16 protein-coding genes and 1 pseudogene are annotated in these 24,324 nt (G+C 44.2%); 4 read left to right on the top strand and 13 right to left on the bottom strand.

What is annotated here, in order from left to right:
- Positions 1-8 precede the first annotated feature (8 nt).
- The 3 genes from brnQ to PR766_RS11560 form a co-directional block, all read right to left on the bottom strand.
- Positions 9-1,340 carry a branched-chain amino acid transport system II carrier protein gene (gene brnQ / locus PR766_RS11550; RefSeq protein WP_006661583.1) on the bottom strand — a complete coding sequence of 444 codons (1,332 nt, stop codon included), beginning with the start codon at positions 1,338-1,340 and terminating at the stop codon, positions 9-11.
- A 220-nt stretch (positions 1,341-1,560) separates the two neighbouring features.
- A complete protein-coding gene (gene yidA, locus PR766_RS11555; protein ID WP_006658931.1) occupies positions 1,561-2,370 on the bottom strand; it encodes a sugar-phosphatase in 810 nt (269 codons plus the stop codon).
- Positions 2,371-2,530: 160 nt separating this feature from the next.
- Entirely contained in the window at positions 2,531-2,914 is a 384-nt protein-coding gene (locus PR766_RS11560) for a helix-turn-helix domain-containing protein (RefSeq protein WP_006658930.1), read from the bottom strand.
- Between the two features lie 258 nt (positions 2,915-3,172).
- Here PR766_RS11560 and mgrB point away from each other — a divergent pair, with 258 nt between their 5' ends.
- Positions 3,173-3,304 carry a PhoP/PhoQ regulator MgrB gene (mgrB, locus tag PR766_RS11565; RefSeq protein ID WP_006658928.1) on the top strand — a complete coding sequence of 44 codons (132 nt, stop codon included), beginning with the start codon at positions 3,173-3,175 and terminating at the stop codon, positions 3,302-3,304.
- 186 nt (positions 3,305-3,490) lie between these two features.
- Positions 3,491-4,855 carry an amino acid permease gene (locus PR766_RS11570; protein ID WP_006658927.1) on the top strand — a complete coding sequence of 455 codons (1,365 nt, stop codon included), beginning with the start codon at positions 3,491-3,493 and terminating at the stop codon, positions 4,853-4,855.
- 103 nt (positions 4,856-4,958) lie between these two features.
- Here PR766_RS11570 and pagP read toward each other — a convergent pair whose 3' ends face one another.
- On the bottom strand, positions 4,959-5,534 hold the full coding sequence (gene pagP / locus PR766_RS11575) for a lipid IV(A) palmitoyltransferase PagP (RefSeq protein ID WP_006658925.1): 576 nt from the start codon (positions 5,532-5,534) through the stop codon (positions 4,959-4,961).
- A gap of 451 nt (positions 5,535-5,985) precedes the next feature.
- Here pagP and thiD point away from each other — a divergent pair, with 451 nt between their 5' ends.
- Positions 5,986-6,783: a bifunctional hydroxymethylpyrimidine kinase/phosphomethylpyrimidine kinase gene (gene thiD / locus PR766_RS11580; RefSeq protein ID WP_154636544.1), complete on the top strand. Its 798-nt coding sequence runs from the start codon at positions 5,986-5,988 to the stop codon at positions 6,781-6,783.
- A 336-nt stretch (positions 6,784-7,119) separates the two neighbouring features.
- Here the strand turns inward: thiD and trhP are convergent, their stop codons facing one another.
- The 6 genes from trhP to PR766_RS11610 form a co-directional block, all read right to left on the bottom strand.
- On the bottom strand, positions 7,120-8,496 hold the full coding sequence (trhP, locus tag PR766_RS11585) for a prephenate-dependent tRNA uridine(34) hydroxylase TrhP (protein WP_154636545.1): 1,377 nt from the start codon (positions 8,494-8,496) through the stop codon (positions 7,120-7,122).
- A 151-nt stretch (positions 8,497-8,647) separates the two neighbouring features.
- Positions 8,648-9,361 carry a two-component system response regulator BaeR gene (gene baeR, locus PR766_RS11590; protein WP_230086851.1) on the bottom strand — a complete coding sequence of 238 codons (714 nt, stop codon included), beginning with the start codon at positions 9,359-9,361 and terminating at the stop codon, positions 8,648-8,650.
- Positions 9,361-10,776, bottom strand: coding sequence for a two-component system sensor histidine kinase BaeS (gene baeS / locus PR766_RS11595; protein WP_154636546.1), 1,416 nt, complete (start codon positions 10,774-10,776; stop codon positions 9,361-9,363). Before baeS ends, baeR begins: the two co-directional genes overlap by 1 nt.
- On the bottom strand, positions 10,766-13,858 hold the full coding sequence (gene mdtC, locus PR766_RS11600) for a multidrug efflux RND transporter permease subunit MdtC (RefSeq protein ID WP_154636547.1): 3,093 nt from the start codon (positions 13,856-13,858) through the stop codon (positions 10,766-10,768). Before mdtC ends, baeS begins: the two co-directional genes overlap by 11 nt.
- Complete coding sequence (locus PR766_RS11605) at positions 13,858-16,974, bottom strand: MdtB/MuxB family multidrug efflux RND transporter permease subunit (RefSeq protein WP_036961383.1); 3,117 nt, start codon at positions 16,972-16,974, stop codon at positions 13,858-13,860. The genes mdtC and PR766_RS11605 overlap by 1 nt, the downstream gene beginning before the upstream one ends.
- Positions 16,974-18,224 (bottom strand): MdtA/MuxA family multidrug efflux RND transporter periplasmic adaptor subunit, encoded by a 1,251-nt coding sequence (locus PR766_RS11610; RefSeq protein ID WP_036979435.1) that lies wholly within the window; start codon positions 18,222-18,224, stop codon positions 16,974-16,976. Before PR766_RS11610 ends, PR766_RS11605 begins: the two co-directional genes overlap by 1 nt.
- Before the next feature lie 434 nt (positions 18,225-18,658).
- On the opposite strand from PR766_RS11610, the gene PR766_RS11615 reads away from it, so the two are divergent.
- Complete coding sequence (locus tag PR766_RS11615) at positions 18,659-19,108, top strand: hypothetical protein (protein WP_036979434.1); 450 nt, start codon at positions 18,659-18,661, stop codon at positions 19,106-19,108.
- 87 nt (positions 19,109-19,195) lie between these two features.
- Here PR766_RS11615 and PR766_RS11620 read toward each other — a convergent pair whose 3' ends face one another.
- The 3 genes and pseudogenes from PR766_RS11620 to ppx form a co-directional block, all read right to left on the bottom strand.
- Positions 19,196-20,551 (bottom strand): MFS transporter, encoded by a 1,356-nt coding sequence (locus tag PR766_RS11620; protein WP_154636548.1) that lies wholly within the window; start codon positions 20,549-20,551, stop codon positions 19,196-19,198.
- 585 nt (positions 20,552-21,136) lie between these two features.
- Positions 21,137-22,417: pseudogene (mgtE, locus tag PR766_RS11625) on the bottom strand (magnesium transporter); the annotation flags it as partial.
- Positions 22,418-22,788: 371 nt separating this feature from the next.
- Complete coding sequence (gene ppx, locus PR766_RS11630; protein WP_036961393.1) at positions 22,789-24,321, bottom strand: exopolyphosphatase; 1,533 nt, start codon at positions 24,319-24,321, stop codon at positions 22,789-22,791.
- Between the last annotated feature and the right edge of the window lie 3 nt (positions 24,322-24,324).

Raw genomic sequence — 24,324 nt, forward strand, 5'->3', positions numbered from 1 at the left:
AATAAGCGTTAAGCTAAGTTTTGTTCAGCAATAGGCTCATCTTTAGCCATAAATTTACCGATAAACATCGAGAGAATAAACGCAATAATACCTGGAATTAACCAGCCCATACCTTGTTCAAATAGTGGTAAATAGGCAATGAGATGCGCTTTTACCGCAACACTGAGCAGTTCCATATTATTGAGCGTATCAAGCAAACTCATTAGGACCACGACTGCAACAGTGATGCCGTATGTAACGCGTGGTGAAGCCATAAATTTACGCGCAAATTGCAAAAATACGATGGTAATGGATGATGGGTAGATCATCAATAATGCAGGGATAGTGACACGTAATAAGGTATCGAGACCAAACGTCGACACAATGGTGGTTAGCATGGTGAAAAAGACCACCCAAAAACGGTATCCTAAACGGTGATGGAATGTGGCGAAATAATCCGCACATGCGCTGGTTACACCCACTAAAGTGGTCATACTGGCCAGCAAGACAATCCCACACATAATCCAAGTACCAACGGCACCAAATAATACATCAACATAACGAGAGAAAATTTGTCCACCGTTGGTTGCGGTATTGGCGACTTGCTCACTGGTTGCCCCTAAATAGAATAGGCAGATGTATAGAGCGGCGAGTAAGCTTACTGAAATCAATCCCGCTTTAATCGTAATTGTGGCAACTTGACGAGGTTCGGTGATTTGCTTAGAGGCTAGAGCGCGAGCGACAATTCCCCCAAATGCCATCGCAGAAAGCACGTCCATGGTTTGGTAACCATCGATCACCCCGCCAAAGAATGCAAATTCTGCATATTGCTTAACTGGTGCATTCATTTCAGAAAGTGGGTCAAGGACGACAGCGATACCCACAACGACTAATAAAACCAGTAGAGCAGGAGTCATAAACTTACCAATCGCGCTGATCATTGTGCCTTGTTTTAGCATAAAGAACATCGAGGTAAAGTTAAAAACCAATGCGAAGGTGAGATGTGAAAACGTATTTTTTTCAGCAAAACCTAATGGTAGGAAGCCCATTTCAAATGCGGTATTGGTGACCCTCGGCATGGCGAAGGTGGAACCCACAATTAAATAAAGTGCAACCCAGAAGATCACGGCGACCCATTTGGGTAAGTCAACGGAGAGTTTTTCCCCTCGACCTTTTACGGCAACGGTAACGAGGGTTAAGAATGGCAACAAAACACCCGTGATCAGAAACCCTAATGAAGTATTAAACCAGTCTGTCCCCGATTGATACCCTGCCATAGGCGGAAAGATGATGTTTCCCGCGCCTAAAAATAAGGCGAATACCATCATGCCCAGAATTAACATATCTTTAGTTGAAAACATTTAACTACCTGTTAGTGATGTCAGTTTTATTGTATTTGTCTATAGGTGACAATTTTTTGAAAGACGCAGATAGTATCAAATTTGGAAGAGTAAGTAAGGCAAAGGATAAAATAGTTCTGAAGGGGGGATAGAGAATGGATATGCCAAAAAGCTAATGTAGAGGCATATCCAGCAGAATTGTATTTTTGTGTAGGGATTTGAGCTTTAAATGAGTAATTATTTAGACAATAAATTTATTTAATGCCACAGCAACACCATCACAATCGTTGGTTGATGTGACAAATTTCACTATTTCACGAATATGTGGTGCTGCATTTCCCATTGCTACCGAAACACTCGAATATTGTAGCATCGTGACATCATTATTCTGGTCACCGATGCTCATCACTTTATCTGGGGTTAAGGCGAGTTTGTCACACAGCACCTTCAGCGCAGAACCTTTACTGGCATCTTTATTCGAAATTTCGAGGAAATAGGGACTAGTTTTGATTAACGAATAATTTTCAAAGGTATTCTCAGGAATGTAACTGATACCCACATCGAGTTTTTCTGGGTGATCAATCATCATGATTTTGGTGAAACTGAGTGAGCTTTCCATTTCGTTCACGGGACAATACACCAGTGGAGTATTGGTAATGTAAGCGTCATGAATGGTGTAACGACTAATGTGGCGATTGGCGGTAAACATCGTGTTATCTGCAAGTGCATGCATATGGACACCAACGTTACTCGCTAGCTCTGCAAAATATTGATAATCTGCGAAATCCAGCAGGTTTTCATATAAATGGCTGCCATCATTGGCTTGGTGGATAACACTACCATTGTTACTGATACAGTAGTTATTGGCGGTGTCTAAACCAAGTTCTTGAAGGTAAGGCTGAATACCAGAATAGGGGCGACCCGAGGCGAGGACAATTCGAACACCTTGTTCATGGGCACGCGTAATGGCTTCTTTGACTACAGGGGAAATTTGGTGCTGCGAATTGAGTAATGTGCCATCTAAATCAATGGCGACCAGTTTGATTGACATCAACGCCTCCTAAAATAGAACTTTTACACGTACCTTACTCTGATTATCGAGAATGTAAATTATCGAAGAGGGCAATAAATAGATTGCTCAGTAAATAGGATGAGAATGCTCATGTTTTATCGCATTAAAGCTAAGGGCGGTTAATGCGCGTAAAACAAATTCACTCGTCATCCGTCGTGAGATGCAGCGGTTCTTTGATGTCCAATTGAATTTGGTCATTCTGCCGAAAATCAAACGGAGTAATGCCGTACTCTTTGCGGAACATGTAGGTAAAGTGAGATTGGGAACCAAATCCAAAATCTAACGCGATATCAAAAATACTTTGGCTGCTATTTCGTAATAAATTTACTGCGCCAGCGAGTCGGCGTTGGCGAATATATTTACCTAAGGAGATCCCAGTGACTTCCTTAAAGATTTTTTGCATGTGCCAAAGGGAATACCCTGAATAGGCCGCGAGCTCTTCCAAATGGATGACTCTGCCTAAATGCTCTTCGATCCATTTACTTAGAGCATTAACAAGTGCTACGTGGTTATCTTGTGCCATCTCAAATTCATTCTTATTTTACGGTAACCGAAGTATACACAACTTCATTTCACCATGACAAAGGTTGGTTGTGCGGTATAACAGATTTGTGTATGAAAAACAGGCAATCCTAGCAAGTTATTTATCAATAGCTGCAAAAATGAACAATTGTTTTCTTGAAAACGATGAATTGCCCATTTTACACAAACTAATCATCGTAATATTGATTAATATTGGCAGATTAAGTGACTACTAAGAACCCCTATATTTATGCGAAATATGCTATTAATCATCATCATTGTGACCATTTGTGCTTTTTTATACCTACTGGCGATGAATAATCTCTGCGATCAAGGTGGTGATGACTTTCAGCTTGGGATCTGCCGAGTGACAGCTTTGTTACCATTTTGAGTTTGCATTTTAGAACGTCTTACTAGATATTAGTTTGTTATTATTTGGAAACATCGTAAGACAGGCAGAAAGCCAGCTTCACAGTGGTGTAATTGCGGGTGGAGTTCATGCAAAAATTCAAATAAACTTGCGTGATTATCACAACTGTGGACGATAACAAAAGCTAGAGGACGAAAAGGTAAAGATATGGCGCAACAGACGCTCAAGCGCGGATTGAAAAACAGGCATATTCAGTTAATTGCCTTAGGGGGCGCTGTCGGTACAGGGCTATTTTTAGGGATAGCAACCACGATTCAAATGGCAGGGCCGTCAGTTTTACTCGGGTATGCACTGTGTGGTTTTATCGCATTTCTGATCATGCGCCAGTTAGGTGAAATGATTGTTCAAGAGCCTGTTGCAGGGTCGTTTAGCCATTTTGCATTTAAATATTGGGGTGGTTTTGCTGGGTTCCTTTCGGGGTGGAACTACTGGGTCATGTTTATTCTCGTCGGAATGACTGAACTGACCGCCGCAGGTAAATATATGCAGCACTGGTGGCCTGAGTTACCTATTTGGGTTTCAGCGCTGGTATTTTTCATTGCTGTGAATGCCATTAACCTCATTAACGTTCGTTCTTACGGTGAAACTGAATTCTGGTTTGCATTGATAAAAGTGGTTGCTGTCATTGCGATGATTCTATTTGGTTGCTACCTACTCTTTAGTGGTCACGGTGGTCCCCAAGCTAAAGTTAGCAACTTGTGGGAATACGGTGGCTTTTTTGCAAAAGGGTATAATGGACTATTAGTTGCTCTAGCAATTATTATGTTCTCATTTGGTGGATTAGAATTAGTGGGCATCACTGCGGCAGAAGCGGAAGACCCAGACAAGAGTATTCCAAAAGCTATCAACCAAGTGGTTTATCGTATTTTAATTTTCTATATTGGTTCATTGGCGGTGTTGTTGGCACTTTACCCATGGGTACAATTGGATGGTAAAACCAGCCCGTTTGTCTTGATTTTCCATGAGTTGGGCGATTTGCTAGTCGCAAATGCGTTGAACGTGGTTATTTTGATTGCTGCACTGTCTGTGTATAACAGTGGCGCATATTGTACAAGCCGTATGCTGTACGGTTTAGCTCAACAAGGCAATGCCCCTCGATTTATGGCACAAGTGAACAAAGGCGGCGTACCTGTGATGGCGTTGATTGTTTCGGGGATTGCGACGTCTGGTGGTATTCTGATTAACTTTGTGATGGAAGGCAAAGCATTTGAATTGCTAATGTCCTTAGTGGTCACAACGTTAGTGCTCAACTGGATTATGATTTGTGTGTCTAACCTGAAGTTTAGAGCCGCAATGAATAAACAGGGCATTGAAACCAAGTTTAAGAGTATTTGGTACCCATTTGGTAATTACCTGTGCTTAGCATTCTTGTCTCTGATCTTAATTATTATTCTGACAATGGATGGGCTGCGTGTGTCGGTGCTGATTATGCCACTATGGATTGCAGTCCTGTGGGTAGGCTACCAATTCTCCGGCGCTAAAAAGCAAGGCATCGAAAGTAAAGTGTCATAACCTATTTGGTTAATCAAAGAGAATAAAAAAACCGGTGATATTGAATCTACCGGTTTTTTTTGCGCTGCTTTTGGTGGTTAAATGAATCGTAGAAGCGAGTGGTTTACCACTGCCAGCGTAACCATGCAAATAGCACGTTACCATTATTGTAAGTCCCAGGAATGTAGGTAGCTTGAACAGACAGTTTGTCATATTCAATTGAGACTAACGGCAGCGGTGCAGGAAGCGGAATATAACTGTACTCTTCACGAGCGGTAATCCCTAACGTGAAACCAGCCCCCATACGGAAGCCATCCATATCACCGGGGATCCACATTTTTTGGAAACCATATCCGACAATCGGTTCGACTTTATTATGAGAATCCATAAATGCCATTGCGTACAGTGCATGCCAATCATTATCTTCATCATAACGATATTTACCAATACCAAAACCCCATGGCTCTTCATTATAGGTATTGGTTTTTTCTTTATCGTACATAAAACGGTTATGCCAAGTAAAGAACGGGATATACAGCTCATACTTGTCAGAATCCCATGTGGTACTGACATTATTGGTGAATTTATCCCATAGACCAACTGACTGTTCTTCAGCCAATGCAGGTGATGACATGCAGATTGAAGCACCCAAAATTGCTGACGCGCTTACAACCAACTGTATGTTTTTATTAACTCTCATTGTAGATCCAATCTAGTTATATCTGATAAATAAGTAATGGTAGCCATTGACAATGATCACATCATTATCGCAATTGTAATAATTCTATTATCAATTATTTTAATAAAGATAAGCTAAATAAGACAGCAATAAATAGTTAAATTAGGATAATGACTATTGGGCGTGCAATTAGGTGCGTAAAATCAATTTGCTAAATCGATAAGTTTGATTAAATGGATTAACGTAATTCAATGATTAATTTAGTAAAATAAAAATTTGCATTTAAATGACAATTAATCGCATTTAATTTTTAAGTTTAATGGATCATTCACTAGTAATTGGCATGGCATATGAGACAATCCATTTTAAGTGATTATTTTTTTAACTTAATGATTTTAATTAAGTTAAAAAAATAAAATAAACGTAATATTACTAAGGTGAATTATCTTTCTGACGACAAAGGAGGGCATTAATGAGAGTGAATGCGTTAACGATTGCAGGAACGGACCCATCAGGCGGAGCGGGTATTCAGGCTGACCTTAAAGCCTTTTCCGCACTCGGTGCATATGGAACCAGTGTGATGACTGCGCTGGTGGCACAAAATACGCGAGGCGTTCAATCTGTTCATAATATCCCTCCTGAGTTTGTTGCTGCTCAATTGGAATCTGTTTTAAGTGATGTGCGTATAGATGCAGCCAAGATTGGTATGCTATCAAATCGCGATAATGTACATGTCGTTGCTGAAGCTTTGAAAAAAACACCTGTTCCCTATGTTGTGCTGGACACCGTGATGGTTGCGAAAAGTGGTGATCCACTTTTATTACCGGATGCTGTAGAGACGTTAAGGTTGCAACTATTGCCGTTAGTTTCATTGATTACCCCCAATTTACCGGAAGCGGCTGTGTTACTGGATGAACCCATGGCACAAACTGAGCAACAAATGCGTGATCAAGGGAAACGGTTATTACAGTTAGGCTGCCAATGTGTATTAATGAAAGGCGGTCACTTGATTGATACTGAAAGCCCTGATTGGCTGATCACGCCTGAAGGAGAATGGCGTTTCACTTCGCCACGTATTAACACTAAAAATACTCATGGCACAGGGTGTACATTATCGGCGGCATTGGCTGCATTACGACCACGTTATGCTGATTGGCAACAAACAGTCATTGAAGCTAAAGCTTATTTACAGGGCGCCCTTGAACAAGCAGACAGCTTAGAGGTTGGGAGTGGTTTCGGACCCGTGCACCATTTTTATCGGTGGTGGTAAGGATATTAGGGGCTAGAAAAAAGAAATGGCTAGCTCAAGGGAGATTGAGCCAGCCAAGGAGGTGGTTCCTAGTCTTAATTTATGACTTTCTAGTTCTTCGTTTTCGAGAGTGACTATACGATATAGAATAACCAATTGATGTGATCTGTTGCATAAAATTGGATATTGAGTGCATTTTTTAGTGAGACTGTCAATAACGAGAATGATTCTCAACTAAAACAAAGCACAAAATGAGCGTTTTTTACACAAAAACATAAGAAAAAGCCCACCGTCATCGACCATGGGCTTTTATTCAGAAAACGTGGTGAGTGGATAGCAAGCTACACTACCCGAAAATTACGCTTTTTCGACTTGAGCTTGATGAGGATCACGGGTTGTCGTTCCCGCCAAATTACGGATTAACAAACCAAAATTAACATCCACATCTTCAGGAATTGGTAGGTAAACCACATGCCCATTACCTGGCGCAACATCCACGGATTCGCCTTTGCGGTTGGTCAATGAATCCAGCGTAAAGACAATATTACCCGCGGGTGTCATGAGCTCTAAGCTATCACCGACGCTAAATTTATTTTTAACATCGACTTCCGCTAAGCCATTCACGCGGTTACCCGTAAATTCACCCACAAATTGCTGAGTATCTGAAACAGAATAACCATACTCATAAGTTTGGTAAGCATCATGGGTATGGCGGCGTAAGAAACCTTCGGTATAGCCACGGTGTGCTAACCCTTCAAGCGTAGAGAGCAGGCTCGGGTCAAATGGTTTACCTGCAACAGCATCATCAATAGCGCGACGATACACTTGGGCTGTACGTGCACAATAATAGAATGACTTAGTACGACCTTCGATTTTCAGTGAGTGAACACCCATCTTAGTCAGTGTCTCGACGTGCTCAATAGCGCGTAAGTCCTTGGAGTTCATGATATACGTACCATGCTCATCCTCAAAGGCGGTCATGTATTCGCCTGGGCGCATCGTTTCTTCAATCATGTACACTTTATCAGTTGGCGCACCTTCACCCAGTGTAGGTGCAACATTTTTCACTGGGATAGGCTCATGCATATGCACGATGTTGCCCACGTCGTCTTCTTTACCTTCTTGGACTTTATATTCCCAACGGCATGCATTGGTGCAGGTTCCTTGGTTCGGGTCGCGTTTATTAATATAGCCAGAAAGCAGGCATCGCCCTGAATATGCCATACACAGTGCACCGTGTACAAAGACTTCAAGCTCAATTTCAGGGACTTGCTGGCGGATCTCTGCAATTTCTTCCAAGGAGAGCTCGCGAGATAAAATGACGCGGGTTAATCCCATTTGTTTCCAGAATTTGACGGAAGCCCAGTTGACGGCGTTTGCTTGAACCGATAAGTGAATATCCATATCTGGGAATGCTTCACGCACCATCATGATAAGTCCTGGGTCGGACATAATGAGTGCATCGGGTCCCATTTCGATCACGGGGGTCAGGTCGCGAATAAACGTTTTTAGCTTGGCGTTATGCGGGGCAATGTTGACGACCACATAGAATTTTTTACCAAGTTCGTGGGCTTCGTTGATCCCTTTAGCGAGATTCTCATGGTTAAATTCGTTATTGCGCACACGTAGGCTGTAGCGAGGTTGACCGGCATATACCGCATCGGCACCGTAAGCAAACGCATAACGCATGTTCTTCAAGGAACCTGCTGGGGATAATAATTCTGGTGTAAACATGTTAGTTCTCAGTCTGATGTCAGGTCAGCACCATGCCGGATGGCATGGTGTAAAAATTCGAGGGTGGGGATTTTAACGCTAAATGCGGGGAATGCCAAATTTCCCTTGTAAAAAATATGGTTATAATTTTGTTACAAGGGAATGGCTTGAATTAGATATCGTCCCAGCGATAGCCTAAACCGTAGATAGAGCGAATAAATGTTTTTTCGTTATCTAATGATTCCAGCTTACGGCGTAAATTTTTAACGTGGCTATCAATGGTTCTGTCGGTGACCACGCGATGGTCGTCATACAAAATGTCCAGTAATTGATCCCGAGAAAACACCGTACCTGCGTTATCTGACAAAAACTTTAGCAGACGAAATTCTGCGGGGGTCAATTCCAGTAATTTATCCCCATAACGAACTTGGAAGGCATTTTCATCGATAACCAGCTGCGTCTCTTGGCTTCCCGCAGAAGAAGGGACTCTTTGGCAACGACGCAAAATCGTTTTTACGCGGGCAACCACTTCTCGCGGGCTAAAGGGCTTACAAACATAGTCATCGGCACCAATTTCTAACCCTAATAAACGGTCAATTTCTTCCGTTTTGGCTGTCACCATAATCACGGGGACGTCACTGAATTGACGCAGTTCACGACAGACCGAAATACCATCGAGTCCCGGTAACATCAAATCTAATAAAATCAGGTCAGGAAAGTGCTTTTGCACATAAGGGATGACTTCATCGCCGCGCATCAGCAAGGCGGGAACATAGCCAGCAGCTTGCAAATAATCAAACAGTAGCTGCCCAAGTTTGGGTTCATCTTCAACAATCAGAACATGGGCGCTATTGGCTCCCAATAAAGGGGATTCAGGCAAAGACACTATTGCTCCTCCTGCGTCGCAATGGGAAGTTGAATGGTTATCTTCACGCCACCGAGTGGGGATGGTGCCGCAGAAATAGTCCCGTTATGGGCCTCGACAATATTATAGCAAATCGCCAGCCCCAAACCTGAGCCACCACTCGCACGGTTACGAGAAACTTCCACACGGTAAAATCGTTCAAACAGACGCTGGCATTGTTCAACACTTAATCCCGGCGCGCTATCTTCCCACGTGATCACTAATTGTTGCTCATGTTGGCTCACGTTGACGGCAATTTTACCGTGAGGATCGGTATAGCGCAGGCTGTTTTCCATCAAATTATAAAACAGCTGGTTGATACGATCAGGATCAGCGAATAGATGGGAATGGGCTGAAAACTGAGTTTCTAACGCCAGCTGCCTATCCTCCAAGCGCCATTTAGCTTGCCCTAAATTCATCTCAATAATGGGAATAATATCGATGGATTGCATGCGATATACCAAGGAACCGCGATCGGATAAGGAGAGCTGGTGTAGGTCATTGACAAGCTTAATCAGCGTCTGTGTTTCATTGAGTAATGAGTTTATGGTTTCTGGAGTCGCTTGGCGAACACCATCCTGCACGGCTTCAAGTTCACCACGTAAGACGGATAGTGGGGTGCGTAGTTCATGGGAGATATCGGCCATATAATCACGGCGCATCTGCTCATTTTTTTCGAGTGTGGAAGCTAGGTGATTAAAATCCTTGGCGAGCTGTCCCAATTCATCTTGACCAACCTCTGAAACCCGCGCACTGAAATCGCCTTTTGCTAATTGGTGAGTGCCTTCCAATAACCGCTTGATGGGCTTTAAGAATCCGCGAGCCAAAAAGAGGGTAACTAACAGTGCAACAAATAGCGATAATCCTGCAATTAGCCAGCTAATATGCATCTGTTGAGTATCGAAACGCTGGTCTAACTGATTACTGATGCCACTTTCATAGCTGGCAATCAGCCAGCCTACCGTTGTCCCTTGGCTAGTTTTTACGGGAACTCGGATCACTTGCTCTGGAGGCCGTTCTCGCCCCCAAATAAGGTTGTCTTTAGCATCAAAAACCCAAAACATTCCGCGCATACGCTTATGTCCATGCCCTGGACCTGGACCTGGACCTGGACCTGGACCTGGACTCTGATGTTGGTTATCAACATTGCGTAAAATACGGAAAAACATGCGCTCATCACTCGCAAGAAATCGCCAACTTCCCTCTTCCTCATATTGTTCAGCGAGTGCGGAGGAAAGTAGCTCAGCACGTTGTTGGTCATTCTCTTTGATATAGTCAATAAAGCCGTGCTGAAATCCCATACGCACCCCTTGGTGCATTATTACAACCAGCAGCAAACAGGTGGCAAAAATCGCGATGAACAAACGGGTACTGAGGCTGGTAAGTTTAAGCTTCATGGGTTTTCTCCTGCACAGAATGCGCTGAACGTGAGAAACGCTGTCTTAGGCTATCGAAACTGAGGTACACCACGGGGGTTGTAAATAGGGTCAACAGCTGGCTCATGATTAACCCGCCCACGATGGCGATCCCCAAGGGCTGACGTAGTTCTGCGCCGTCACCGGTGCCTAACATCAAGGGGAGTGCACCAAAAATCGCTGCAAGCGTGGTCATGACGATAGGGCGAAAACGCAATAGGCTAGCGCGTAAGATGGCTTCGCGAGCGGATAAGTGGGCGTTACGTTGTGCTTGGAGCGCGAAGTCCACCATGATAATGGCATTTTTCATGACAATCCCAATGAGTAACATAATCCCAATTAAAGCAATCAAGCTAAATGGCGTATCAAACAATTCAAGGGCTAATAATGCCCCCACGCCTGCGGAAGGCAGGGTGGAAAGAATCGTAAGCGGGTGAATATAGCTTTCATACAAAATACCCAATACCAAATAGACGGTGACAATTGCTGCTAAAATTAAAAATAACTGTGATTTTAACGTTTCTTGGAATACCTGAGCGGTTCCGGCAAAAGTGCCTCGTACGGTAGAGGGGACACCCAGTGATGTCATGGTTTTTTCTACGGCATCAATTGCATCATTTAAGGTATAGCCATCCGCTACGTTAAACGAGATGGTGGACGCGGCAGATAATCCTTGGTGATTCACACTCAGCGGCGCATTGGCGGGTTGCCAGCGTGCAAAATAGGAAAGGGGAATGGCGTCTCCCTGTTTGTTGACCACAAACATTTTATCCAGTGAGCTCACGTCTTGTGTATATTCGGGTGCCACTTCCATCACCACTTTATATTGGTTCATCGCTTCATAGATAGTGGAGATCTGTCGCTGACCAAAGGCATTGTTGAGCAGATTGTTCGCATCACGCACATCGATCCCCAGTTGCGCCATCAAATCGCGGTCATAGGTTAATGCCATCTCCGCGCCTTTATCTTCTTTATCGGAGTTCACATCGGTTAACTGAGGTAAATCCCCTAGAGCTCGGCGAATAGCGGGCTCCCATGAACGTAATGCATCCAGCTCATCGGCTAACAGGGTAAATTGATAGCTAGCTTCGGATTGACGTCCTCCCACGCGGATATCTTGCACGGGCATCATAAATAAGTTGGCACCGGGTTCTTTCGCCAGTTTCATGCGCAAGCGGTTAATCACGCTGTTAGCACTCTCTTTGCGCTCATCCAGTGGCTTTAAGGAGATAAACATAGAGCCACTGTTGACGCGGCTGCCGCCCGTAAATCCAGTGACGCTATCCACGGCAGGATCCGCTTTTACTTGCTGCATAAAGCTCGTCATTTTTTGCTTCATTGACTGGAATGAGATGCTTTGGTCTGCACGGACAAAACCCAGTAACCGCCCAGTATCTTGTTCTGGGAAAAAGGCTTTAGGAATTGAAATATACAGATAAACATTTAAACCAATAGTTGCAATTAATACGGCTAATACACTGCGTCGATGAGAAAGCACCCAATTTAACGTGACGCCGTAACTTTCTTGTAGCCGAATAAGCACTCGACCAAAGCCTTGGCGCTTAGCATTAACTTTATCACCTCTCTTTTTCAGTAAATGTGCACACATCATCGGGGTTAATGTGAGGGAAATGACCAATGAAATCCCAATAGCGGTCGAGAGTGTGATGGCGAATTCCCGGAATAAGCGCCCGACTAGCCCGTCCATCAGGAGTAAAGGAATAAACACGGCGACTAAAGAAATACTCATGGAGACAACGGTAAAACCCACTTCAGAAACCCCTTTAATGGCGGCAATAAAGGGCTTGCGACCATTTTCGATATGCCGTGAAATGTTCTCCAAGACCACAATGGCATCGTCCACCACAAAGCCGGTTGCAACGGTCAGCGCCATGAGTGATAGGTTATTGAGGCTAAATCCGCATAAATACATTGCAGTAAATGTGCCTATTAGCGAAACAGGCACGGCAATAGCCGGAATAAGCGTGGCACGACCAGAGCGTAAAAAGAGCAGCACGACGAGAATAACAAGCGCGATCGCAATCATTAATGCCCTTTCTACTTCCGCAAGGGAGGCTTTAATGGTCGGCGTTCTATCTTGTGCGACTTGAAGATCGATGGCGGCAGGGATCATGTCCTTAAATTCAGGTATTTCTTCACGAATGCGTTTTACAGTCTCAATGATATTGGCACCCGCTTCTCGACGAATAATAATGAGGATCGCAGGTTCACCACTGGACATTCCCGCAGCTCGTACGTTTTGTACCGAATCTTTTACCGTTGCCACATCACTGAGTTTAACGGCATTACCGTTACTGTAATGGACAATAATCGGGCGATAATCTGCTGCTTTTTTCAGTTCATCATTGGTCTGAACTTGGTATCGGTTATCTGGGTTATTGATATAACCTTGGGGTTGACGCACATTGGCGCTACTGATTGCAGAGCGGACTGCATCCAGAGAAACCCCTTGATTGAATAATGCCGTGGGGTTGAGTTCCACTCGTACTGCGGGCAGGGAGCCACCACCCACAGTCACTTCACTGACACCTTCAATTTGTGCAATACGTTGTGCTAAGCGTGTCGATGCCACATCGTACATTTCCCCAGTGCTTAGGGTATTTGATGTGAGCGTTAAAATCATAATGGGGGCATCAGACGGGTTCGATTTATAGTAACGCGGGCGGCTTGGCATGCCGCTAGGTAATAGGTTTTGCGCTGCATTCAATGCAGCTTGTACTTCACGGGCGGCATTATTGATATCTTTTGTGAGATCGAACTCTAAGGTGATAGTGGTACTCCCTAACGAGCTGCTGGATGTCATCTCATTTAAGCCTGCGATACTGCCGAGTGAACGCTCAAGTGGGGTCGCAATCGAGGATGCCATTGTTTCTGGTGATGCACCGGGAAGTGACGCTGACACTCTTATTACTGGGTAGTCGACCTGTGGCAGGGGCGCCACAGGTAAAAATAGAAAGCTCAATGCACCGCATAAGGTAATGGCAACACTGATTAAGGTGGTTGCCACCGGACGGCTGATGAATAAAGCAAAGAAGCGTTTCATTAAGACTCCTGTGCCTTGCGCTCACGACGATTAAAGCGATGGGCTAAGCGGTCAAACATCAGGTAGATCACTGGGGTGGTGAAGAGCGTCAAAATTTGGCTCATGATCAGTCCACCGACCATACAGACTCCCAACGGTTGGCGTAATTCCGCACCCACACCCGTGCTTAACATTAACGGTAATGCACCTAATAAGGCAGCCATCGTGGTCATCAAGATTGGACGAAAACGCAGTAAACAGGCCTGATAAATCGCATCATATGGGGATAAACCTTGTTCACGCTCAGCAGCAAGCGCAAAGTCAATCATCATAATGGCGTTCTTTTTCACAATTCCGATCAGCAAAATAATACCGATGATGGCTATTACATCTAGCTCATTTCCTGCCATCATTAAGGCAAGTAGCGCCCCGACTCCAGCGGTTGGCAGAGTGGATAATATAGTGATTGGATGAATAAAGCTTTCATACAGAATGCCCAACACGATATACATGGCGATGATCGCGGCAAAAATAAGCCAAACTGTGCTACTCAATGCCGCTTCAAAGGCGAGTGTTGCCCCTTGGAATTGCGTGGTGATGGATTTTGGCATGGCAATGTTTTTTTCTGCCAGCTTAACCGCGTTAACTGCGGACTCTAATGAAGAGCCCTCTGCGACATCGAAAGAAAACGTGACAGAAGGGAACTGATCAAGGTGATTGATGGCGAGAGGGCCATAACCTTCTTGAATATTCACTAAGGTGTTGAGCGGCACCATGGCGCCATCCGTCCCTTTCAGGCGAATATCATTAAGTGCATCCATTCCATCACGGGTTTGGGTGTTATGCTCTAAAATAACGCGATACTGATTCGCTTGGGTATAGATAGTCGAGATCATGCGCTGACCAAAGGCGTTATACAGGGCATTATCGATATTTGACATCGTAATGCCAAAACGACTTGCGGTATCACGATCCACATTCACATAGGCGACTAACCCTTTGTCTTGCCAGTCACTACTGACATCCACAAGTTCGGGTTGTTGATTGAGCGCTTCAATTAACTTTGGTACCCAAGTGCTGAGCTCATCGAGGGAGCCGGCTTGCAGTGTAAATTGATACGGAGTACGAGAAACTTGCGTATCAATGGTTAAATCTTGCGAAGGTTGCAGATAGAGGTTCACACCCGCAACATTGCTAGTGGCTTGCTGTAGACGGGGAATAATGGTGGGTACTCGGTCATCACGTTCATCAAGGGGCTTCAATGTGATTTGAATACGGGCATTATTTAGCGTGGCATTATTGCCATCGATTCCCACATAGGTGGTGACGTTTTCAACGGCAGGGTCGGACAGAATAATTCCCGCCACTTCTTGCTGTTTTTTCGACATAGCCGCAAATGAAATGGATTGGCGACTCTCAATAGTGCCCTGAATAATACCGCTATCTTGCAGTGGGAAGAAACCTTTCGGGATCCACATATACAGCAGCACAGTCAGCACCAAGGTTCCTAGTGCGACACACAGTGTTAGCCATTGGTGGTTAAGAACGCGTTTTAACCATACTCCATAGCCCGCAATCATCCATTCAAAAAAGTGCTCGCAGGCGATTTCAAAACGGTTATGTTTATGCTGGGATTCTGGCTTGAGTAAGCGAGCACACATCATTGGGGTGAGTGTGAGGGATACCACGGCAGAGATCAAAATCGCCACCGCCAAGGTGATCGCAAATTCACGGAATAGACGCCCGACAATGTCTCCCATAAACAGCAGTGGGATCAGCACGGCAACCAATGAAAACGTCAGCGAAATAATGGTGAAGCCGATTTCTCCGGCGCCTTTTAATGCCGCAACGACAGGCTTATCGCCTTGTTCAAGATAACGGGAGATATTTTCAATCACCACGATGGCATCATCGACGACAAATCCCGTTGCGATGGTGAGTGCCATTAACGTCAGGTTATTGACAGAGAAACCACAGAAATACATCACCGCAAAGGTGCCGACGAGGGATAGCGGTACGGCAATACCGGGGATCAATGTCGCGATACCATTGCGCAGGAACAGGTAAATCACCATGACTACAAGGGCGATGGCAAGCATCAATTCAAATTGAACATCATTCACGGAGGCGCGTATCGTACTGGTGCGGTCCGTTAAAATATCCACGTTGACGGAGGCTGGCAGACTTTCAATGAGCTCAGGCAGTAAGGCACGAATGGTGTCTGTGGTGCTAATGACGTTAGCGCCGGGCTGGCGCTGAACATTGATGACAATCGCTTGCTGGCTATTTGCCCATGCACCGAGGTAAGCGTTTTCTGCTCCTTGTTCGATAGTTGCAATATCACCAAGACGTACAGGCGCGCCATTTTGGAATGCCACAATCAGCTTGCGATAATCATCAAGCGACTTCATTTGGTCATTGGCAGATAAAGTTACCGCACGAGTTGGACCATCAAAGCTCCCTTTTGCGGAGTTGACGTTAGCGTTATTAATCGCGGTACGAATCGTTTCGCTATCTAGCCCTTTAGCCGCCATGGCTTGGGGATTAAGATTCACGCGGACAGCAGGGCGCTGCCCACCGGCTAAGGTAACCAAACCGACACCCGTTACTTGAGATATTTTCTGCGCAACGCGAGTTTCAATAATATCTTGTACTTGAGTCAGCGGCATGGCATCGGAGGTGACGGCTAACGTTAAGACAGGGGGATCCGCAGGATTCACTTTATTGTAAATCGGTGGATACGGTAAATCAGAGGGTAATAAGCTGGTGGCAGAGTTAATTGCCGCTTGGACTTCTTGCTCTGCAACATCTAAAGGGAGCGAGAGCTGGAACATGAGCGTGATCACCGACGCGCCACCAGAGCTGCGTGATGACATTTGCTGTAAGCCAGACATTTGACCAAATTGTGTTTCCAACGGAGCGGTGATCGCCGATGTCATGACGTCAGGGCTGGCCCCCGGATACAGAGTGACGACTTGGATTGTTGGATAGTCAACTTCGGGCAATGCAGAAACAGGTAAAAAACGGTAGCCGATGATCCCTGCCAGTAAGATTGCCACCATAAATAATGTGGTCGCCACTGGACGCAGAATAAAGAGGCGAGACGGACCTCCGCCTTTAAGGGATTCAGGCTGCATTAGGCTTTCTCCGCACTATTGCGAGGTTTTCTCTCTACGGAAGCGGACTTTTTCTCGATGGATGACGCATTAACAACCTCCACCTTCGCGCCATCCGTGAGCTTATCAACCCCATCGGTGATGACTTTGGTATTGGCGGATAACCCACTTTCAATGACCACTTGCTGACTGTCTTGAATACCTACGGTGACAAGATGCTTCGCGACGGTACCTTCATCATTCAGAACCCAAACGTAGTGCCCTTCATTCCCCATTTGCAGGGCGGCGGTTGGGATAACGACTGCATTTTGTAACGTTTCTACTTGCATTTTGACGTTGACAAATTGGTTCGGAAACAGCTTTTGCTCTTCGTTGGTAAAGCGTGCTTTAATTTTGAGTGTGCCTGTTGCGGGGTCAATTTGGTTGTCGGTACTCAGTAATTCCCCTTGGGCAATCATAGCAATATTGTTGCGATCCCACGCTTCAATCAGCACTTTTTTACCCGCAGCTTGTGCTTGCTGTATGGCGGGAATATCGCCTTCAGGTAAGGCGAATAGAACGTCGGCAGGTTGTGTTTGGGTGATCACGACAATAGGGGTGGAAGTACCCGAAGAGATAAAGTTACCAACATCAACCTGTTTTAAACCCACCCGTCCAGCAATAGGGGCAGTGATTTTGCTGTAAGTCAGCTGCAGTTTGGCATTGTCGACGGCAGCTTGGTCAACTTTAATACTGCCTTCTGCCTGTAAAACCGTGGCACGTTGATTATCCAGCTCTTGTTGCGAAATGACTTTAGTACCTGCGAGTTTTTGGTAGCGAGTGAGATCTAAACGGGCATTGGCTAAGGCGGCTTTATCTTTTGCCAACTGACCTTCTGCTTGAGCGAGTTGAACCTCGAAAGGGCGAGGGTCAATTTGTGCTAATAAATCACCGGCTTTAACGGATTGGCCTTCAGTGAAGTAGATGTGCATTAACTGACCTTCAACGCGGCTGGTCACCGTCACCATGTTGGCGGCTTGCACGGTTCCTAAACCGGATAAGAAACGCGGAACGACTTTTTCTTGTGCCGTAGCAAACTGCACTGGGGCTAAGGGACGAGACGGTCTTCCACCTGCTTTTTTCGCTTGTCCACTCGGTGTTGCACTCGCTGTTGTTGGTACTTCATTTTGATTATTTTTATGGTAGACATACCACGTTGTACCAGCTACTGCGATTATCGCAACAAACAGGGCAGATCGAGTCCAAATTGTACGGCGTTTCTGTGTCGTCATGGTGGGTCATTCGCTTAACTCAAAAGAGTGGGTAAAATCCGTCAGGCTATAGGCTAAAAAACTAACGAAAAAGAGTTAGTTAGACATAATAATAGTTTAACTTGATAGGTACAAAGAAAAATGGAGGAATTATGAATAAGTGTCAATTTATGTACGTCCTGAGTATGCGTATATCTACTTGCCGTGACGTACCTATTTAATCAGCGTTAGTGCTAAATAAGTTTAGGACATAATACAATATAAACAAAAATCATTCTTCAGCTAATAATTCAATGAATTACCTGAGCTAAATTTGATTAAGAAATGAGTTGATCAAGCGTATATAAATAAAAAATTAGCGCAGTTAGCGTCGGGATTATAAAGTGAATTGGCTCACAGCAGAAAGAGTCAATAATCGTAGCTAATAAGTAATTACATTAAAAGGAATTTAATAGATGAACTTATCGAATACCACTGATTTATTTGAGCGGGTCTCTGAATCTGAGTTTGCATTGTCTGAGCCTTGTCTTAGCCCAAAATTTGAACAAGAAATAACGCTCGAGATGAAGATCAAAAAATTGGTTGATGGGGTACAACCTTTTGACCCGCTAGTTAAAGGTTATTTCGGAGCTCCACAATCTAAGTTTGCATTGTCTGAGCCTTGTCTTGGCCCAGACATTGAACAAGAAATAACGCTCGAGATGAAGGTGAAACAATTGGTTGATGAGGCACAATCTTTTGATCCGCTAGTCACAGATTGTTTCGGGTCATCACAAGCTGAAATGGTCGCTTCTGCTTTAAGCAGTTTTCCTCAGGCAGATATTATGACCTCAAATACTGTTGGGGATATTAATATCAAATATGGCTATGGCATGCCAATTGTGGGACACCATCCAATTATTTAGATAAAAACTGTACTCAGTACACTATGTGATTATTAATAATAAAAGCCACCATTAAGGTGGCTTTTATTGGTTTAGACTAATCGATAACTATTGAATTGTACTGGTATTTAAAACCGGTGCTTTCTCATTTTGCTGTGTTTCATTTGCACTCCAACCTTTCCATGACAGTGGAATAAAGGCTACCGCTACGGCTAATAATGAAACGCCTGCTACATAGTATGCTGGTGCCATGTGAGATTGTTGTAACCATGCACCCGTTAAGATTGGGGTTAATCCACCAAATACGGCATAAGCCAAGTTATAGGCGAATGATAAGCCGGAGAAACGAATTTCTGGTGGGAACGCACGAGTACTGATAATTGGCGTTGTTGCAATTGCACCCACAAAGAAGCCCATTAATGCATAGTTAAACGTTAAGGTACTCGCAGAAATATCGGATGATAAAGTCGAGTAGAAATAGATAGCTGTGACCGCTAATCCACCCCAAGATAACGTCATTGAGGTACGCGTTCCTGCTTTATCCCCTAACCAACCCCAGAAAATGCAGCCTAAAGTTAACGTTAATGTTGCCGCACAGTTGGCTTGCAAAGCCATGTTACGGTCAATGCCATAAATACCTTTTAACACCACGTCAGGCGTCATCAAGATGGTGACAACGATAGCGGTAGACAGTGACCACGTCAGTGCAGCGGTGATCATGCAAGCTTGTTTATGGGATTTAACCACGGTTTTTACTGGCAATTCTTTGGTTAACGCTTTTTTAGCCACCATCTCTTTGAAAATAGGCGTTTCTTGTAAGAAACGACGCAGATACACAGAGATAAAACCAAAAATACCGCCTAAAATAAATGGAATACGCCAAGCAAAATCATGCACTTCTTGAGTGGTATAAGAGCGTTCAATGATAATGGCAACGATAGATCCCAGTAAAATCCCACCGGTGATCCCGGAAGTTAACGTGCCAACACCTAATCCATAACGTTGTTTTGGGGTATGTTCGGCAATGAACACCCACGCACCCGGCATTTCACCACCGATAGCCGCACCTTGCATGATGCGCATTAATAACAGTAACAGTGGTGCAGCGGCACCAATGGTTTCAAATGTAGGCAAGAAACCAATAATAAATGTTGGGAAGGCCATTAAGAAAATACTTAAAGTAAACATTTTCTTACGACCGATTTTGTCGCCAAAGTGAGCCATGATAATACCGCCCAATGGGCGAGCAAGGTAACCTGCAGCAAACAGACCCAGTGTCGCCATTAGTGCGAGAAATTCATTATCACCCGGGAAAAAGAGTTGGGAAATAATTTTCGCGTAAAAGACGAAAATAACGAAATCATAAAATTCTAATGTGCCACCTAATGAGGATAAGCCCAATGTTTTATAATCTTCTTTGCCCAACGGTCTAGCCGCGGGCTGGCTGGTTGTTTGCGATGTCATAATTCTGTCCTTCTAAATACACAACATTTCAATATTAGCGCGATGGGGTTATTTGTAATAATAGGTACGTTAAATAGCGAAGTAATTAATATTATTTAGCAAAGGATAAGAGAGATAAAACGAGGGAAAATAAACCTAGGTAATACTCTGTATCTCTAACGTGCCTTCATTTATAGCAGAAAGTTTCATATTCTGTAAACTGCCACCCTTAAAACAAGCATAAGATTCTATTTAGTTTCCAAAGGTTGAATATGTATTCCGAGTGATAATCAAATGTCACGATATGATATTAATAAAATAATAATTACAGACGATTGTATATTTGAAGCGAAAAAATAAGGACAAAAAAAGCAATAAATAAAAGAACAGGGATCTATTTGGTAAGAAATTAATTAATATTAATAAATCTTATCAGTAAAAGAATATAATTATTTAACAGGGGATAAGGCTATTTATATAAATAATACACGTCTGTTTGAGTTGTTTCAGATTCGTGTTTTGGTGTATTTGAGAGGTTTTTAGAAAAAAAATGGATTTTTATAAACCCGCATACTTTTCATAAGGGGAAGTATGCGGGCTAGGTTATCAGACTAAGAACAGGGTGGCTAAACCTAAGAAAATAAAGAAACCACCAGTATCAGTAATTGCAGTGATCATGACGCTAGAGCCGATAGCAGGGTCTTTACCCATCTTAATCATAATCAACGGGATAAGAACGCCCATGATAGCAGCCATGAGTAGGTTCAGTATCATCGCAAGCGTCATGACGGCACCCATGGCGAGATCGCCGTAGAGTAAGTAGGTGACAACACCCATGATCCCCCCCCAGACAATACCGTTAATCAAGGCAACGCCAAGCTCTCTAAGCATTAGGAAAGAGAAGCTACCGTTTTGGATTTGGTGTAAGGCAATTGCCCGCACAATCATGGTAATAGTCTGGTTCCCGGTGTTACCACCGATACCTGCCACGATTGGCATCAAAGTGGCTAGGGCAACGAGCTGTGAAATAGTATCTTCAAATACGCCGATCACACGAGAAGCGACGAAAGCGGTACAGAGGTTAATGGCTAACCAAGTCCAACGTGTTTTAACCGCTTGACCCACAGGGGCGAATACGTCTTCTTCAGGACTCAACCCCCCCATACGGCGAATGCTGTTGTCATTTTCTTCGCTAATATTATCAACGATATCTTCAACCGTGAGTCGCCCCATAAGTAACCCATTACTGTCGACGACGGCAGCGGAAATTAAGTCGTAACGTTCGAACGCGCTTGCGGCGTCTTCACCTTTTTCATCGGGCAAAAAGGTGACGGTATCCGTTTTCATGACATCAGCAACAATACGTTCTGGTGCTTGAATCAAAATGGTGGTTAGCGGCAATTCACCTTGTAGGTAATTGTCTTTGTCGACAACGAAAATTTTATCTGTCGCTTCAGGTATTTTTCCACGTTGACGGAGATAGCGTTGTACTGTTTTTAGTGTGACATTGGAACGGACGGTGACGAATTCGAAATCCATCATCTGCCCAACGCTGTCTTTAGCATATTGCAGAACTTCGCGAATACGGCTTCGTAAGCTTGGATCTAAATAGGTCAGTAGGCGGCGCATGGTATCGCGCGGCAAATGTTCGGCGATATAAGCTTGTTCATCGACATGTAAACCCGCTACTGCTCGCAGCAGCTCTCGGTCTGACATATCTTTAATTAGGCTATCCCAGACTGACACCGACGCTTCAACTAACACTTCACCACGTTCGTTATTGTCAACTAAGCGCCATAGAGCGAGACGCTCATCGTAAGGCAGCATCTCAAGAATATCGGCGATATCAGCGGTGTGGAGATCAATGAGCAGTTCTTTGACAGCACTAATTTTTTCACTAAATGCTTTATCATCCATACTGACGTGTTGGTCTTTCTCGATAAGAGCATGGACAAACTCTTCGTCTTCCATGAATAACGTCAGTATTTGCTGGCGGATATACGCCAGTCTTTGTGAATGCGGATTGATTATTGTTGCCGCATCAGTTGAAAAAGCAGTTTGTGACATGTTAATCCTTAAACCATTCGGCGCCGAAGCGCTTTAAATTAATTCGCCTGCGAGGTGACGAAACATCTACCCAGTATTGTCGCTGATCCCGAAAAAATATCAAATCGGTTCATATTTCGAATAAGAAGAACAAAACAATACTGACCGCAAATCGCTATTTATTTGTTTCTATTTTTCTTAGTGGTAAAACGTTATGGCTCATTTTCTGCGCAAATAGTGAGTTTCCAGCCCGGAACCTCTTCCCAATAGGCACTTTCTTTTTCAAGATCAAGCAACATTAACGCGTTGTGTGCGAGATACTGTGCGGGTAAAAAAAGTGTCCAATGTCCATCGTCAGTTTCAATGCGCATAGACGATGGGGTTGTCGTTGATTGGCGCTGATTATTCAATAGGATGGATAAGCGCAAAATCTGAATCAACGGCATAAATTGTTTGCGTTTAAACAGGTTAAACTTTGGAATTTCATCGTACTTGATAGCGCGGCGATGGTTGCGTACTAATGTGGATAATAGCAACTGTTGTTCTTGGCTAAATCCCGGTAAATTGGTGTTTTGTAAGATATACGCGGAGTGGCGGTGCATCCCACTATGGTTAATGCTTAATCCCACCTCATGCAGCATAACCGCCCAAATTAAAATAGATTCTAATTGCGGGTTGGCTTGTTTGGGGTTCTGCTGGCGCCACTGATAATACAGCTCTTCCATGGTTTTCAAAACCCGTCGGGCTTGTTCTCGATCAATATTATAGTGCTCAGCAAGGCTGAGTGCAGTACGCTGCCGAATATCTTGGTGCCGAAAGCGACCCTCCATTTCATAGAGTACACCTTCACGTAAGGCACCATCAGAAAGACGTAATTCCTTGATTTCTAAAGAATCAAAAACAGCAATTAAAATGGCTAAGCCGGGTACAAATACTTGTTTTCTATCAGAAGAAAGACCTGGGATCTCTAATGAACGGAACGTTTTGTACTTCAGAGCCATCTGTTTGATTTTTTCGAGGCGCTCACGGGTAATGATACCGTCACGCTCCCCCATTTCCATAATGACCGCATGGGCAGCTTTGATAGTACCGGATGCCCCCATTGCCACGTCCCAAACCTGTTTCTTAAATAGTGTCGCGGTACTTTCAAGTTTTAAGCAGGCGGCTAAATAAGCGCGATTGAAATTTTCGGGTGAAATGGTTTCGTTTGGAAAATACTGACGCGCAAAACTAACGCAGCCCATGCGACGGCTTTCAATTAAAATCGGCTCAAACTTTTCGCCGATCACTAGCTCCGTTGAACCACCGCCAATATCGATGACTAATTTGCGACCTTTTTCTGGTTGGGTGTGTTCAACGCCCATGAAAATCAGGCGCGCTTCTTCTTGCCCTGAAATGATCTCAATAGGATAAGGCATGATAGCTTTGGCGCGGCGTAAAAATTCTTCAACGTTGGTGGCGACCCGTAGTGAATGGGTGCCGACAATGCAGACGTTCTCTGGCGTAAAACCTTGTAAACGCTCGGCAAATAACGATAGGCACGCCAGCCCTCGCTCCATGGCTTCTTCACTGAGTTCATTAGTATCACTCAGTCCATCCGCGAGGTGAACGCGTTTTTTTAAGCGGGTTAAAACTTGTAATGCCCCATTGACGATACGCGCAATAACCATGTGAAAGCTGTTTGAACCCAAGTCAATCGCCGCAATTTCTTGCGGTCTTGGCGTAGATGAATTAGCAATTGGCATAGT

The organism is Providencia sp. PROV208, from assembly GCF_028479465.1.
In the GTDB taxonomy this organism is placed as follows: domain Bacteria; phylum Pseudomonadota; class Gammaproteobacteria; order Enterobacterales; family Enterobacteriaceae; genus Providencia; species Providencia alcalifaciens.